12 protein-coding genes are annotated in these 14,397 nt (G+C 68.3%); 3 read left to right on the top strand and 9 right to left on the bottom strand.

Going from position 1 to position 14,397, the window contains the following annotated elements:
- Positions 1–15: 15 nt before the first annotated feature.
- The 3 genes from ACSVDD_RS16190 to ACSVDD_RS16180 all read right to left on the bottom strand — a co-directional run bounded on the left by ACSVDD_RS16190 (position 16) and on the right by ACSVDD_RS16180 (position 3,557).
- On the bottom strand, positions 16–1,605 hold the full coding sequence (locus tag ACSVDD_RS16190) for a DUF3369 domain-containing protein (protein ID WP_448190401.1): 1,590 nt from the start codon (positions 1,603–1,605) through the stop codon (positions 16–18).
- Between the two features lie 103 nt (positions 1,606–1,708).
- Positions 1,709–2,632, bottom strand: coding sequence for an SH3 domain-containing protein (locus ACSVDD_RS16185; RefSeq protein WP_448190400.1), 924 nt, complete (start codon positions 2,630–2,632; stop codon positions 1,709–1,711).
- A gap of 67 nt (positions 2,633–2,699) precedes the next feature.
- Positions 2,700–3,557, bottom strand: a complete 858-nt coding sequence (locus ACSVDD_RS16180; RefSeq protein WP_448190399.1) for a LysR substrate-binding domain-containing protein — start codon at positions 3,555–3,557, stop codon at positions 2,700–2,702.
- A 132-nt stretch (positions 3,558–3,689) separates the two neighbouring features.
- On the opposite strand from ACSVDD_RS16180, the gene ACSVDD_RS16175 reads away from it, so the two are divergent.
- Together ACSVDD_RS16175 and ACSVDD_RS16170 are read left to right on the top strand one after the other, a co-directional pair.
- Entirely contained in the window at positions 3,690–3,845 is a 156-nt protein-coding gene (locus ACSVDD_RS16175) for a hypothetical protein (protein WP_448190398.1), read from the top strand.
- 265 nt (positions 3,846–4,110) lie between these two features.
- Positions 4,111–5,730, top strand: coding sequence for a calcium-binding protein (locus tag ACSVDD_RS16170; RefSeq protein ID WP_448190397.1), 1,620 nt, complete (start codon positions 4,111–4,113; stop codon positions 5,728–5,730).
- Positions 5,731–5,819: 89 nt separating this feature from the next.
- Here the strand turns inward: ACSVDD_RS16170 and ACSVDD_RS16165 are convergent, their stop codons facing one another.
- From ACSVDD_RS16165 to glgC, 5 genes are all read right to left on the bottom strand, one after another.
- Positions 5,820–6,056, bottom strand: coding sequence for a hypothetical protein (locus ACSVDD_RS16165; RefSeq protein ID WP_448190396.1), 237 nt, complete (start codon positions 6,054–6,056; stop codon positions 5,820–5,822).
- Positions 6,046–6,282 (bottom strand): colicin E3/pyocin S6 family cytotoxin, encoded by a 237-nt coding sequence (locus ACSVDD_RS16160; RefSeq protein ID WP_448190395.1) that lies wholly within the window; start codon positions 6,280–6,282, stop codon positions 6,046–6,048. The genes ACSVDD_RS16165 and ACSVDD_RS16160 overlap by 11 nt, the downstream gene beginning before the upstream one ends.
- 94 nt (positions 6,283–6,376) lie before the next feature.
- The gene (gene lepA / locus ACSVDD_RS16155; RefSeq protein WP_448190394.1) at positions 6,377–8,179 is read right to left on the bottom strand and encodes a translation elongation factor 4; all 1,803 of its coding nucleotides are present in this window, start codon (positions 8,177–8,179) and stop codon (positions 6,377–6,379) included.
- Between the two features lie 207 nt (positions 8,180–8,386).
- A complete protein-coding gene (gene glgA, locus ACSVDD_RS16150) occupies positions 8,387–9,853 on the bottom strand; it encodes a glycogen synthase GlgA (RefSeq protein ID WP_448190393.1) in 1,467 nt (488 codons plus the stop codon).
- A gap of 5 nt (positions 9,854–9,858) precedes the next feature.
- Entirely contained in the window at positions 9,859–11,124 is a 1,266-nt protein-coding gene (gene glgC, locus ACSVDD_RS16145; RefSeq protein ID WP_448190392.1) for a glucose-1-phosphate adenylyltransferase, read from the bottom strand.
- Positions 11,125–11,591: 467 nt separating this feature from the next.
- Here glgC and ACSVDD_RS16140 point away from each other — a divergent pair, with 467 nt between their 5' ends.
- On the top strand, positions 11,592–13,034 hold the full coding sequence (locus ACSVDD_RS16140; RefSeq protein ID WP_448190391.1) for an ammonium transporter: 1,443 nt from the start codon (positions 11,592–11,594) through the stop codon (positions 13,032–13,034).
- Between the two features lie 75 nt (positions 13,035–13,109).
- Here the strand turns inward: ACSVDD_RS16140 and ACSVDD_RS16135 are convergent, their stop codons facing one another.
- Positions 13,110–14,348 carry a class I SAM-dependent methyltransferase gene (locus ACSVDD_RS16135; RefSeq protein WP_448190390.1) on the bottom strand — a complete coding sequence of 413 codons (1,239 nt, stop codon included), beginning with the start codon at positions 14,346–14,348 and terminating at the stop codon, positions 13,110–13,112.
- Positions 14,349–14,397: the final 49 nt, after the last annotated feature.

Genomic DNA, 14,397 nt, shown 5'->3' with positions numbered 1-14,397 from the left:
AGGCCTTTACAGCCCTTACAGCCCCGCAACCTCGTTGGCCACGGCCAGGAACGCGTCGACCACGGTGGGGTCGAAGCGGTGGCCGCTCGCCTTGCCGATCTCCGCGACGGCGGCGGCGTGGCTCAGCGCGCGGCGGTGCGGGCGGTGCGAAGTCATGGCGTCGTAGGCGTCGGCCACCGCCGCGATGCGGGCACCCAGCGGGATGGCGTCGCCCTTCAGGCCGTCCGGGTAGCCGGTGCCGTCCCAGTTCTCGTGGTGGTGGCGGGCGATCTCCATGCCCAGGTGCAGATAGGTGCGGCTCTCGGCCAGCGGCGTCGTGCTCTCCAGCAGCCGGCTGCCGGCCGTCGTGTGCGCCTGCATGGCGGCGCGCTCGTCGGCGTCCAGCGGGCCGGGCTTGCCGAGGATGTCCGGGTCCACCGTGGCGTTGCCGACGTCGTGCATGATGCAGGCGAGGCCGACCATCTCCAGGAACGGCTCGTCCAGCAGGGCGCGGTAGTGCCCGTCGGCGTGCAGGCGCCGGGCGATGCGCTCGGCCACGGCGGCGATGCGCAGCGTCGGCTCAGTGCGCGGTTCGGCGTGGCCGCGCTCGGCGCCCCGCTCGGCCAGATCGGCCAGCAGCGCCAGCGTGCCTTCCTGCGCCTTGCGCAGCTGTTCGTAGAGGAACAGATTGTCGAAGCCGACCGAGATCTTGCCGCAGAACAGTTCGATCAGATCGCGGTCCAGTTCGGACAGCGGCCGGTCGGAGCGCAGGTACACCACGTTCTCGCGGTCGTTCGGCGTGCGGATGTACAGCGTGCAGTGGTCCGGCTCGTAGGAATGCCGGCGCTGCTCCAGGCAGCCCAGCACGGACTTCAGCACGGCGGGCTCGATGTGGTCCGACGCCGGTTCGTTGATCAGCGACTCGAACCGGCCCGAGCCGGCCAGCACGTACAGGCCATCCTCGGTGCGGCCCAGCACGCGGCCGCGCTGCACGCACAGGATGGCGTCCGGCCCGACGCCAAGGATGCCCGAGAGCTGCGTCAGCACACCGGCGGCGAACAGCTTCATCGAGCGCGCCTTGAACAGCGACGACGACGCCTCGATGATCTTCACGAGACCGCGCCGGTTGGTCTCGATGGTCATGATGTCTTCGTACGACCGCAGCGCCGCCACCGTGGTGGTGAACAGCTGCTGCGCGGTCAGCTGCGTCTTCGCCTTGTAGTCGTTGATGTCGTAGTCGAGGATCACCGCCCGCTCCGGCGCCTGTCCGGGCTGGCCGGTGCGCAGGATGATGCGCACGTGGCGGTTCTTCAGCTCCTCGCGGATGTGGTGGACGAGCTTGAGACCGGCATCGTCGGTCTCCATCACCACATCCAGCAGGATGATGGCGAGGTCGTCCTCGCGCGTCAGGATGTCGCGGGCCTCGGCGGCCGAATAGGCGGACAGGAACTGCGCCGGGCGGCCCTTGTAGACGAAATCGGCCAGGACGAGCTTGGTGATGGAATGGACTTCCGGCTCGTCGTCGACGATGAGCATCTTCCAGCGCGGCGACGTGGCCGCCGTCGGCGCCTCGGACTGGGCGTCCTGGTCGTCGAAAAACAGCAGGTCTTCTTCGGCGTCGGTCATCGCGCAGGCTCTCTCCGAACCCATGTTGCAGGGCACAATAACATGGCTGGCAGCCCGTTCATACGGTTGTACCGGAACACTTTCGAGGACAAATGTTAAAAACTCAAAAGGCTTCCAGTTCGATGATCGAACAATCCCGCCCGCGTTGCGCCAGTGTCGTGCAGGCGGTGTCGATCTGCAAGCGGGTGAAGGGGCCGACGGCCATGTCGTAGGCCACCCGGCCCTCGCGGAACACCGGCCAGACCATGGGCGGGCGCTCTCGGTACTGGGTGCCGGGGCCGCCGGTGAAGTCGGTCCAGGCGCGCACCCCCTCGGCGTAGGAGGCGTACTCGCCCAGCTTGACCGCGTAGATCGGCCCGGTCGGCAAGGCCGGCTCGCCGGGCAGCGGGTAGGGGGAGGCCACGCCCATCAGCCCGTCCAGATCGGCCACCACCTTGGCGCGGCCGGGCACCGCCAACTCCGCGCGCCCCTCCCTGACCTCGGCCAGGGCGACGACCTGTCCTTTTTTCAGGGTGAAGCCGACGCGTTTGCGGGAATCCAGCACCTCGGTGGCGTGAACGGCGCGGGTGGCGACGACATAGCCTTGCGCCGGGGCGGGGGCGGCGGCTTCCCACGCCGAGCGCGGCACCAGCGCGCCGACTCCGCGCCGCGCCGGTGCGGGGGGCGTCTTGGCGTCCTTGTCCGGCGCGGGCGGCGGCGCGGCGGGCGTGACCGGGACTGTGCGCGGCACGTAGACGGGGTCGAGCGAGTCGGCCGGCACGTAGCCGATGGGCTGGCCGCCGATGGCGACCTGCGTCCAGGTGGTGCCGCGCGGCGTGCCCAGCGCGTTGACCGCCTTGCCGCTCTTCATCGTCATGATGATGCGGGCGTCCTGGTTGGGGCCGATGCGCACCTCGACGTCGCGGTTCAGCACGACGGGGCCTTCCAGCGGTGCGCCGATGGCGACCGGGCTCTGCGCCTGCGCGGGGGGGGAGCCCAGCGCCAGCAGCACCGCCATCATCGCCACCGCGAAACGCCCGACCGCCATGCCTGATCCCCTTGGAACGCGGCGGCCATTCTGCCCCGCTTCGGTCGGTTGGGGCAACCCGTACGGGTTATCCGGCGCGCAGCAAATCGTGGATGGCCTCGGCCAGCGTGCGCACGGGGGCCGACGTGGCGCCGGGCGCCCGGTGCAGCGCGATGTCCACCGGCGGCAACTCGGGGAAGCCGTCGGCGGGGGTGAGCAGGCGCAACGCCGGCGGCACGGTGCACGCCTCCATGGCGGTGACGCCGAGGCCACCGAGGACGGCGCCGTGCACGGCGACGACGCTTTTGGAGGTGAAGGCGACGCGCCACGCCCGGCCCTTGCCCTCAAGCGCCGCGACCGCGAGGTCGCGCACCACGCAGCCCTTGGGGAACAGGGCGAGCGGCAGCGGGTCCAGCCTCTCGACGGCGCTGTTGGGCGGGGCGACCCACTGCACCGGCTCGCACCGCACCTGCTCGCCGGCCGGGTCGTCCGGGTGGCGGGTGACCAGGGCGAGGTCGTAGCGGCCCTTCTCGATCTCGGCGACGAGGTCGGGGCTGTTGTCGCAGACCACCTCCACCGCGATGTCGGGATAGGCCTGGGCGAAACGCGCCAGGATTTCGGGCAGCAGCATGGTGGCGTAGTCGTCCGGCGTGCCGATGCGCACCGAGGCCGGCGCCGGGCCGTGCCGCATGGTTGCCATCGCCTCGTCGTTGAGGGTGAGCATGCGGCGCGCGTAGGCCAGCAGAACCTCGCCGTCATCGGTCAGCCGCACGCCCTTGGTGTCGCGCTCGAACACGCGCTTCCCGACGACGTCCTCCAGGCGCTTGACCTGCTGGCTGACGGCGGCCTGCGTGCGGAACAGCGCATCGGCGGCGCGGGTGAAGCTGCGCGCGTCGGCGACGGCGACGAAGGCGCGCAACAGGTCGGTGTCGAGGTTGGAGGCCATGGCCCGCATTGAAGCAGAGCGGAGACGTGGCGGCAATGGCATCACGGAACGTGATGCGGTCATAAAGCCTATTCGTTTCAAACGGATCGCGCGCGGGAGCAGGCTGGCTGCCGATGATGGAGGGTGGATGTCATGGGCGTGTTCGAGGCAATGACGAATGTGGTGCTGGAGGCCGGGCGCCTGGACCGGCCGGCGCGACGGGAGCATGGGCGCTTTTGGCCAAGGTTGCGGTTGGCCTGGGTGCCGGCGCTGCCGGCGGTGGCGATGCTGTTGCTGGGGAAGCTGTAGGCGCCCGGCGGCGCGCGAAGCTGGTTAAAATGTGAGTTGGCTCACATGTTTCTCCAAGCCGGCCTCCTATGCTGGCTGTGACGCTTTCGCACCTGACCTCACCCAACGGGCTCGGCCCAGGTCTTCACGAGCACAACGCCCATCCGGATGGAGCGGGCCCGCCCGGAACACAGGGCGGCGGTTCACGCACCGGGTCACGGTGAGGGGGCATCGACGGACGAACGTCGTTGCGAAGCTCCGCACCCGAACCCGTAAGAGGCCAAACATGTCTTCGACGTTCACCTTCAAAGACTGGACCGTCTACGAGCTGTCCGACGCAACCGCGCCGCCCGCTTTTGATGCGGCGTCGAACACGCTGACCCTGTCCCCATCCCTCACCGATACGGCGCCGATCGTCTACCAATTCTACGACAACCTGTTCGACATCGGCACGCCCAGCGGTCAGGTGCGGAACGACCTCCGCTTCGACTTGAACCTGAACATCGCCAACAACACCAACACCGACGCCGCCTATTCGGACGTCATTGTCGATGCCGTCACGATGGACCCGGTGAATGTCGTGGGGAACGATGCCCATCCGACGCTGGCGCACTTTCACCCATCGGCGGCGGCGACGCCGGGCAGCCTGACGCAATCCGACGCGTACCGGATGGATAAGGGGGAGGCCTACGCGACCCATCTCCAGAGCCTGAACGGCGCAACCCGCGTGCACCTTTCCGGCAATCAGATCGATCCCGGTGAAACCGCCACCTGGACGGCGGCCAAGGTGCATCATTGGGACGGTGTCTTCTCCTTGGTCGTCACGCCCGTCACGGCGTCCGTTTACAACGCGCCGTACGGCGACGTCGGCAACCGCCTGCAAGGGCTGAGCGCCAGCACCCCGACCGACGGTTCGCAGTTCGCATACGAAAACGTCGTGAACCAGCACTTCACGCCCGAGGTCGCCGGCACGGACCTCAACGACCTGCTCGTCGGGTCTGACGACGACAGCAACATCACCGGCGGCAATGGCCGCGACACCGCTCTGGGGCGCGGCGGCAACGATTCGCTGTCCGGCGGCCTCGACAACGACTTCCTGTACGGCCAGGGCGGCCTGGACACGCTGCTGGGCGGAGACGGCAATGACATCGTCGATGGCGGTGCCGACGCCGACTGGGTCGATGGCGGGCTCCTCGACGATCTCGTCCTCGGCGGCAGCGGCAACGACACGGTGCTGGGCGGCGACGGCGACGACACGGTCGACGGCGGGCTCGACGAAGACACGGTCGATGGCGGCTACGGCAACGACCTCCTGATCGGCGGCTACGGCAACGACCTGATGACCGGTGGTTACGGCAACGACCAACTGCGCGGCGGCTTCGGCCACGACACGCTGTCCGGCGGCTTCGGCGACGACACGCTGTCGGGGGGCGAAAACAACGACCAACTCAACGGCGATGAGGGCAACGATGTTCTGGCGGGCGGATTCAGTGCGGACACGCTCGACGGCGGGGCCGGAGACGACACGCTGGACGGCGGCCCCGATGCCGACGTCGTCAGGGGCGGCGCCGGCCAGGACCACTTGACGGGCGGCGAGGGCGCCGACCGGTTCGACTTCAACAGCATCACCGAGAGCAGCGTCGGCGCCGGCCACGACATCATCGAAGACTTTTCGCACGACGCCGGCGACAAGTTCGACGTCGTCACCATCGACGCACAGCAATCCATCGGAACGAGCAACGACGCCTTCACCTACATCGGCTCCGCCGACTTCAGCGGCGTAGCCGGACAACTCCGCTATGCCGGCGGTCTCGTCCAGGCCGACTGGAACGGCGACCGCGTCGCCGATTTCGAGGTCCAACTCGCCGGTGCCCCGGTGTTGCAGGCCGGCGATTTCTATCTATGACGAGGCGGCGGCCGGGGGCACCAGCGATCCGGCCGCCGAACTTCTGCCTCCGGCCGTTCCGGAGGTCCGTTGCCGGCTCGGCCGGCGCGTCAGCGGATCATCATGCGCCGTGTGGTGGACGCGTCGCGCCGCTGGTCCACAATATCGTCAATAGCGTCGGGCTCTTCCACCCAGCGGCCGTATTCCTCATGCGTCAGGCCGAGGAAGTCCCAGACGTCCTTCTTGGACGCGCCTGCGTGCCACGCTTCGACGAAGTCATCGATGTCGACCGGCCGCACCTTGCCGGCGAGGCAGAGGTCAACGAAGCTTCCGGCATCACTGTACATTCAGGCGCCTCCCTTGCACCGGCCCCTTGAGAAACCGGCCGTTTACGGGATCAACCGAGCCCAGATGATAACCGCGGCGGTCGAACACCTCAACTTCGCCATGAAGCGAGTCCCAGGAGTAATATCGGGTGCCGGCGGGATTCCGCCAAATCTTCCGCCCTTCGACGACCTTAAGGACGTCGAAGAGATCCAGGATCGACGGTTTGGGAATTGAATGCCGAACCATGCACCAGAGCCGAAAATGCGAATTTCCAGCACGGTATCACACGTTCGCATGACCTGGGTCCAGGGCCTATGGCCCTGGACGGGGGAAGCACCCCCTACTCATCCCCCATCTTCAGCGCAGCGATGAACGCGCTCTGCGGGATCTCGACCTGCCCGAACTGGCGCATGCGCTTCTTGCCTTCCTTCTGCTTGTCCAGCAGCTTGCGCTTGCGGCTGATGTCGCCGCCGTAGCACTTGGCGGTCACGTCCTTGCGCATGGCGCTGATGCTCTCGCGGGCGATGATCTTGCCGCCGATGGCCGCCTGCACGGCGATCTTGAAGAGTTGGCGCGGGATCAGGTCCTTCAGGCGCTCGCACAGCATGCGGCCGCGGCGCTCCGACTGGCCGCGGTGCACGATCATCGACAGCGCGTCCACCACCTCGGCGTTCACCAGGATCGACATCTTGACGAGGTCGCCTTCCTCGTAGCCGTCCATCTGGTAGTCGAAGCTGGCGTAGCCGCGGCTGATCGACTTCAGGCGGTCGTAGAAGTCGAACACCACCTCGTTCAGCGGCAGCCGGTAGACCAGCATGGCGCGCGCACCGGCGTAGGTCAGCTCGATCTGCACGCCGCGCCGCTCGGTGCACAGCTGGAGGACGCCGCCCAGGTATTCGTCGGGCAACATGATGGTGGCCTTGATCCACGGCTCCTCGATGTGATCGATCTTCATCACGTCGGGCATGTCGGCCGGGTTGTGCAGATCGATCACGCTGCCGTTGGTCATGGTCAGCTTGTAGACCACCGAGGGCGCGGTGGTGATCAGGTCCAGGTTGAACTCGCGCTCCAGGCGCTCCTGGATGATCTCCAGATGCAGCAGGCCCAGAAAGCCGCAGCGGAAGCCGAAGCCCAGCGCCGCCGAGGTCTCCGCCTCGTAATGGAAGCTGGCGTCGTTGAGCTTCAGCTTGCCGAGTGAGTCGCGCAGGCGCTCGAAGTCGGCGGCGTCCACCGGGAACAGGCCGCACCACACCACGGGGATGGACGGCTTGAAGCCGGCCAGCGGGGCCGCGGCGGGGCGGCGCTCCTCGGTGATGGTGTCGCCGACCTTGGTCTGCGTGATGTCCTTGATGGCGGCGGTGATGAAGCCCATCTCGCCGGGGCCCAGTTCGCCGGTCAGCAGCGCCTTGGGCGTGAACACGCCGACGCGCTCGACCTCGTGCGAGCTGCCGGCGGCCATGAAGCGGACCTTCTGGTTGACCTTCAGGCGGCCGTCCACCACGCGCACCAGGATGACCACGCCCAGGTACGGGTCGTACCAGGAATCCACCAGCAGCGCCTTCAGCTCGCTGTCGGCGTTGCCCTTGGGCGGCGGCAGGCGGGTGACCACCGCCTCCAGCACCGCATCGACGTTGAGGCCGGACTTGGCGGAGATCTCCACCGCGTCGGTGGCGTCCAGGCCGATGACGTCCTCGATCTGCTGCTTGATGCGGTCGGGCTCGGCCGCCGGCAGGTCGATCTTGTTGAGGACGGGGATGATCTCGTGGTTGTTGTCGATGGCCTGATAGACGTTGGCCAGCGTCTGCGCCTCGACGCCCTGGGAGGCGTCCACCACCAGGATCGAGCCCTCGCACGCCGCCAGCGACCGGCTGACCTCGTAGGCGAAGTCGACGTGGCCGGGCGTGTCCATCAGGTTCAGCGTGTACTGGATGCCGTCCTTGGCCTTGTAGAGCAGGCGGACGGTCTGCGCCTTGATGGTGATGCCGCGCTCGCGCTCGATGTCCATGCTGTCGAGCACCTGCTCGCGCATCTCGCGCGCGTCCAGGCCGCCGCAGAGCTGGATCAACCGGTCGGCAAGCGTCGACTTGCCGTGGTCGATGTGCGCGATGATGGAGAAATTGCGGATGTGCGAGAGATCGGTCATCGGAACCCGGAAGCGCTGAATTTGCGCCCGGAACATAGGGCGTACGGGGTGGGGAAGCAACGATGGTGTGGGTCTCAACCCTCTCCCGTCCCGGGAGAGGGTGGCCGCGTAGCGGCCGGGTGAGGGTAAAGTCAAGAATCCTTGCGCGCACCCTCACCCTCCCGCTCTTCGAGCGGGTCCCTCCCTCTCCCGGGGCGGGAGAGGGAATTAAGCCCCAATCCCCTCGTAAAGCTCCAGATACTCCCGCGCCGGGCGTTCCCAGCCGAAGTCGCGGGTCATGGCGCGGTGCTGCATGGCCTGCCAGCGCTCGGGCTTGCGGAAAATCCCCATGGCGCGCCGCAACGCGAAGCCCAACTCCTGTGCGGTGGCATTCATGAACGCGAAGCCCGTCGCCGCACCGTCGTTCAGCGCCGCGGGGGTGGCGTCGATCACCGTGTCGGCGAGGCCGCCGGTGCGGCGGACCAGCGGCAGCGTGCCGTACTTCATGGCGTACATCTGCGTCAGCCCGCAGGGCTCGGAGCGCGAGGGCACCAGCAGCAGGTCGCTGCCGGCCTGGATGCGGTGCGACAGCGCCTCGTCATAGCCGATGCGCACGCCGACGCTGCCGGGGTAGAAGTCGGCGAGGTGGCGGAAACCCGCCTCCATCCACGGCTCGCCGGTGCCCAGCACGACGAACTGGCCGCCCGCCGCCACCCACGACGCGGCGTTCTCCAGCACCATGTCCAGGCCCTTGTGCCAGGTCAGGCGGCTGATGATGCCGGCGATGGGACGGTCGGGCGTGCGCTCCAGGCCGAAGGCGATTTGCAGCTCGGTCTTGCACACCGCCTTGCCGGACGGGTTGTCGGCGCTGTAGCGGGCGGGGATGTGTGGGTCGGTCTCCGGGTCCCAGACGTCGTAATCGACGCCGTTGACGATGCCGCTCAGCACGTCGGTGCGGTGCGACAGAAGGCCTTGCAGGCCCATGCCCTGCTCGTCGGTCTGGATCTCGTGCGCGTAGGTGTGGCTGACCGTGGTCAGGCGGTCGGCGTGCTGGCAGCCGGCCTTCAGATAGCCGATGCCGCCGTAATACTCGACGCCGTCCATGCTGTAGGCCGAGGCCGGCAGGCCGATGGCGCCCAGCAGGTGCGGGCTGAACTGGCCCTGGTAGGCGATGTTGTGGATGGTCATCACCGTGCCCGGCCGGAACGGGCCGGCGAAGCGGTCGGGGCGCAGGCGCAGATAGGCCGGCATCAGCCCGGTCTGCCAGTCGTGCCCGTGCAGCACGTCCGGCCGCCACCAGGGATCGTAGGACTGGTGCGCGGCGAAGCCGCACGCCGCCCAGGACAGCGCCGCGAAGCGCTCGGCGTTGTCCGGCCAGTCCTTGCCGTCCGGCCCCAGGTACGGGTTGCCGGGCCGGGCGAACAGCGCCGGGGCGTCGAGCGCGTAGGCCATCGTGCCGTCGGGCATGCGCCCCAGCACGAGGCGGGCGCGCTCGGTGCCCGGCAGGTCGGTGATCAGGTCGCCGACCTCGTGCATGTTGGCCAGCCCCTCCAGCACCGCCGGGTAGCCGGGCAGCAGAAGCCGCACATCCACGCCGATCTTCGTCAGCGCGTGGGGCAGGGCGGCGCTGACGTCGGCGAGCCCGCCGGTCTTGACCAGCGGGTAACATTCCGGCGTGACGAAGAGGACGCGCATGCGCTTCAGGCCTTCAAACGGTCGATCATGTCGCGGGTGATGAGGCAGACGCCGCCCTCGGACCGGAAGAAGCGCTGGGCGTCCAGCTCCGCGTCCTCGCCGACGACGAGCCCCTCGGGGATCTCGACGCCATGGTCTATGACGACCTTGGTCAACCGGCAATGCCGGCCGATGTCGCACTCCGGCAGCACCACGCACTCGTTCAGTTCGGAATAGGAGTTCACCCGGACCGAGGAGAACAGCAGCGACTGCCGCACCACCGAACCGGAGATGATGCAGCCGCCCGACACCACGCTGTCCACCGCCATGCCGCGGCGGTCCTCGTCGTCGAAGACGAACTTGGCCGGCGGCAACTGCTCCTGATAGGTGAAGATCGGCCAGGTGCGGTCGTACATGTTCAGCGACGGGGTGACGCGGGTGAGGTCGATGTTGGCCTCCCAGTACGCGTCGATGGTGCCGACGTCGCGCCAGTACGGCGGCTCGCCCGGCACGCCGGCGATGCAGGACTCGGCGAAATCGTGCGCCATCACCCGCGCCCGCGGCACCAGATGCGGGATGATGTCCTTACCGAAGTCGCGGGTCGAGCCGGGCTCGTGGAAGTCGCGCTCCAACTGCTCGTACAGGAACTCGGCGTTGAAGACGTAGACGCCCATGCTGGCCAGCGCGCGGTCCGGCTTGCCGGGGATGCAGGGCGGGTCGGCGGGCTTCTCGACGAAGTCGATGACGCGCTGCTCGTCGTCGATGTGCATGACGCCGAAGCCGGTGGCCTCGTGGCGCGGCACGTCGATGCAGGCGACCGTCAGGTCGGCCTTCCTGGCGATGTGGTCGAGCAGCAGCGCGCCGTAGTCCATCTTGTAGATGTGGTCGCCGGCCAGGATCAGGATGTGCTCCGGCCCGTGCGCGCGGATGATGTCGAGGTTCTGGTACACGGCGTCGGCGGTACCCTGATACCAGCTGGTCTCGTCGATGCGCTGCTGGGCGGGCAGCAGGTCGACGAACTCGTTCATCTCGCCGCGCAGGAAGCCCCAGCCGCGCTGCAAATGGCGCAAGAGGCTGTGCGACTTGTACTGCGTCATCACGCCGATGCGGCGGAAGCCCGAGTTGATGCAGTTGGACAGCGCGAAGTCGATGATGCGGAACTTGCCGCCGAAATAGACGGCCGGCTTGGCCCGCCGGTCGGTGAGCTGCTTGAGGCGGCTGCCGCGTCCGCCGGCCAGCACCAGAGCCAGCGCGCGCCGCGGCGCCAGACGCAGATCCCGCTTGTCGGACATGGGCAGGGGTCCTTTTTTGGTTCGTTGGTCTTCTTGTCTGGCCGCGCCGGTCAGCCTGAGCGTGACCGTGACACAAATTCGCCCGCCCGGCCATAGGCGCCAAGGACGCACCCAGGCATGCGCCGGGGCCGCCTGCGTGCAGATTGCTGCACAAAAAAGCAGCAGTCATCCGGTGCGCCGGCCGGCACCGCCGCGCATGGCCGCACCGCCTACTCCCTTCGGCGCGGAATCCCCAAGCGTGGCAAGGCCTCCGTGCTGCACCAAAGATGCTCAATGTTTGTGCAGAGATGGGCGGAAAGGGTGGATCTGCCAGGGCCGCGGCGTGCCGACCGTTTGTGCAGAGTCGAGTGAATCCGCCGTGTTTGCGATTGGCACGGAACTTGTAATTGGAGGGGCGAGCTTAGCCCCGCCCGACGCACCGAAGGGATCGACCGGGGCGGAGCGATTTGTAAGAGAGAGGAGCCTCGATGAGCCGTCTGACACTTCTCGCTGCACCGATCATGGCGGTGACTCTGGGCTTGGCCGGTCTGCCTGGCGAAGCCCTTGCGCAGGACGCGGCCGCGGCCGCAGCGGCTGCTGCCGCAGCAGCGGCTGCCGCGGCGGCCGCCGTTCCCGCGGCTGCCCCGACGGTCAACAACGGCGACACCGCCTGGATGCTGACCTCGACCGCGCTGGTCCTGCTGATGACCATCCCCGGCCTGGCGCTGTTCTACGGCGGCATGGTCCGCAAGATGAACGTGCTCGCCACGGTGATGCAGAGCTTCGCCATCACCGCGCTGATCACCGTCCTGTGGTTCGTCATCGGCTACAGCCTGGCCTTCACCAACGGCAGCACCTACATCGGCGGTCTCGATCGCCTGCTGTTGCACGGCATGGACTTCGTCAAGCCCTTCGTCATCGGCGAGGGCCTGGAGGCCGCGGTCACGAACACCATCCCCGAGCCGGTGTTCTTCATGTTCCAGATGACGTTCGCGATCATCACCCCGGCGCTGATCGCCGGTGCGTTCGCGGACCGCATGAAGTTCTCGGCCATGCTGCTGTTCATGGGCCTGTGGTCGCTGGTGGTATACGCCCCGATCGCCCACTGGGTCTGGCAGCCGAACGGCTTCCTGTTCAGCCTGGGCGTGCTCGACTTCGCCGGCGGCACGGTGGTGCACATCAACGCGGGCGTGGCCGGTCTGGTCGCCGCGCTGGTGATCGGCAAGCGCAAGGGCTATCCGAACGAGAACTTCATGCCGCACAACCTGGTGCTGTCGCTGATCGGCGCCTCGCTGCTGTGGGTGGGCTGGTTCGGCTTCAACGCCGGCTCGGCGCTGACCGCGGGGCCTCGCGCCGGCCTCGCCATGATGGTCACGCAGATCGCCACCGGCGGCGCCGCCCTGGCCTGGGTGTTCGCGGAGTGGATCGCCAAGGGCAAGCCGTCGGTCCTCGGCATCATCTCGGGTGCGGTTGCCGGTCTGGTCGCCATCACCCCGGCTTCGGGCTTCGTGGACGGCTCGGGCGCCCTGGTCATCGGCGTGGTTGCCGGCGTGGTCTGCTTCTGGTCGGCCACCAGCCTGAAGCGCATGATGGGCTATGACGACGCGCTGGACGCCTTCGGCGTGCACGGTGTCGGCGGCTTCATCGGCGCCCTGCTGACCGGTGTGTTCGCCAAGATGTCGGTCGCCAACGTCGAGGGTGCGTTCGCCTCGGTCCTGAAGACCGATCCGACCACCACGCTGGGCCTGCTCGAGGGCAACGGTTCGGCGGTGCTGATCCAGCTTCAGGGCATCGGCTGGACCGTGGGCTGGTGCGCCATCGTCACCTTCGTCCTGCTGAAGGTCATCGACGTGGTGATCGGCCTGCGTGTCGACGAGGACATCGAGCGCGACGGTCTCGACCTCGCCCTGCACGGCGAGACCATCCACTAAGCCTGCTTCTGGTGTGTTTCCTCCTTCCTGACTTTCCGCCGCCGGGCCCCACCCGGCGGCGGTTTTTATTTTGGGTCAGGCGGGAGGCCGCCGCAGAAGCATCTTGCCGATGCCGTTCAGCGCAGCGAAGAGCTGGTCGAACTGCGCCTTGAACGTCTCCCACGCCAAGGTGCCGCCGGTGGCCTCGGCCACGGCTTTGTGCAGGTCTCCCAGCGACATCCGGCCGTCGATGCGCGCCAGCATCGGCCCGGCCAGCCGCGGCAGCGGCAGCGGCACCGTGGCGCCCGCCAGTTCCGCCTCCAGCACGCCGCCGGGCGGCATCCCCTTCGCCATCGTCGGGCCGTCCAGGTCGCGCAGCACCGGCACCACCTCCGGCCCGTCCGGCCGCGCCACCGCGCCGTCCAGCGTGTCGGGGCGCACGAGGTAGGCGATGTGCTTGGTCATGCTGCCGCAGATCTGCTCGGCCCAGGCGGCGCGCTCCAGCCAGGACAGGGTGTCCAGCCGCTTCAGCACGCGCGGGTCCTTGACCCAGGTGGCGGGCTGGTAGCGCGCCGGCTCGATCAGGGCCGCCACCGTGAGGCCGGCCGTTCCCGCCAGCTCGGCCAACTCCGGTACCGTGTAGGGCCGGTCGCAGGAGTGCAGCAGCAGATCGTACAGATTGGCGTCGGAGGTCTGGTGGTCGCTGAGGAACGGGTTGCGCTTCAGCCAGTTGGTGTCGGGAAGCTGGCCGATCAGCCGGCGCGCCAGCGCCACCTGCTCCGGTGGGGTCAGGCCGGCGGTCATGCTGCGCAACGCCGCCTGAAGCGGGTAGACGCCGGTGCGCCCGAGCGGCGCGTAGACCATGATGCCCACGCCGCCGCCGGGCTTCAGCGCGCGCTCCAGCGAGGCGAGCCCGGCCGGCGGGCTGTCGAGGTGGTGCAGAACGCCGCAGCAGTCGATGTAGTCGAACCGTCCCAGCCCCTCCAGTTCCAGCAGCGAGCCGCGCAGGAAGCGCACGTTGGTCAGCCCCCGCGCCTTGGCGCGCGCCTCGGCGACGGCGCGGGACGCGTCGGACAGGTCGAGATACGTGACGCTGCCCGGATTGCCGGCGGCGGCCATCTGCTGGGCGATCATGATTGTCCCGTCGCCGGTGCCGCCGCCGGCCACCAGCACGTCGAGCGGCTTGGCAAAGTCCAGCCGGCCGCCGAACACGAAGTGGTTCACCTCGTCCAGATGGCTGGGCGAGCCGGTGATCAGGCGCTTTTTCTCGTCCGCCGGGTCGCGCGCCGGGTAGGGATAGGCCTCGTACTGGGCGCGCAGGTCGTCGATGCTCATCGGTCGATGCTCTCGGGGGGGGGGCTCGGGAGGCCGGGTGGATCGGTGG

The sequence above is a fragment of the Azospirillum terrae genome (assembly GCF_053470425.1).
Note: the sequence above shows the minus strand (reverse complement) of the source record. Positions and strands in the feature narration are given on the sequence as shown.

What these genes read in the sequence shown, in the direction of transcription:
- ACSVDD_RS16180 (WP_448190399.1), bottom strand. Translation starts at nt 3,557, where the DNA reads ATGGCCTCCAACCTCGACACCGACCTGTTGCGCGCCTTCGTCGCCGTC.
- ACSVDD_RS16170 (WP_448190397.1), top strand. Translation starts at nt 4,111, where the DNA reads ATGTCTTCGACGTTCACCTTCAAAGACTGGACCGTCTACGAGCTGTCC.
- ACSVDD_RS16160 (WP_448190395.1), bottom strand. Translation starts at nt 6,282, where the DNA reads ATGGTTCGGCATTCAATTCCCAAACCGTCGATCCTGGATCTCTTCGAC.
- ACSVDD_RS16185 (WP_448190400.1), bottom strand. Translation starts at nt 2,632, where the DNA reads ATGGCGGTCGGGCGTTTCGCGGTGGCGATGATGGCGGTGCTGCTGGCG.
- ACSVDD_RS16190 (WP_448190401.1), bottom strand. Translation starts at nt 1,605, where the DNA reads ATGACCGACGCCGAAGAAGACCTGCTGTTTTTCGACGACCAGGACGCC.
- ACSVDD_RS16135 (WP_448190390.1), bottom strand. Translation starts at nt 14,348, where the DNA reads ATGAGCATCGACGACCTGCGCGCCCAGTACGAGGCCTATCCCTACCCG.
- glgA (WP_448190393.1), bottom strand. Translation starts at nt 9,853, where the DNA reads ATGCGCGTCCTCTTCGTCACGCCGGAATGTTACCCGCTGGTCAAGACC.
- ACSVDD_RS16175 (WP_448190398.1), top strand. Translation starts at nt 3,690, where the DNA reads ATGGGCGTGTTCGAGGCAATGACGAATGTGGTGCTGGAGGCCGGGCGC.
- ACSVDD_RS16165 (WP_448190396.1), bottom strand. Translation starts at nt 6,056, where the DNA reads ATGTACAGTGATGCCGGAAGCTTCGTTGACCTCTGCCTCGCCGGCAAG.
- ACSVDD_RS16140 (WP_448190391.1), top strand. Translation starts at nt 11,592, where the DNA reads ATGAGCCGTCTGACACTTCTCGCTGCACCGATCATGGCGGTGACTCTG.
- lepA (WP_448190394.1), bottom strand. Translation starts at nt 8,179, where the DNA reads ATGACCGATCTCTCGCACATCCGCAATTTCTCCATCATCGCGCACATC.
- glgC (WP_448190392.1), bottom strand. Translation starts at nt 11,124, where the DNA reads ATGTCCGACAAGCGGGATCTGCGTCTGGCGCCGCGGCGCGCGCTGGCT.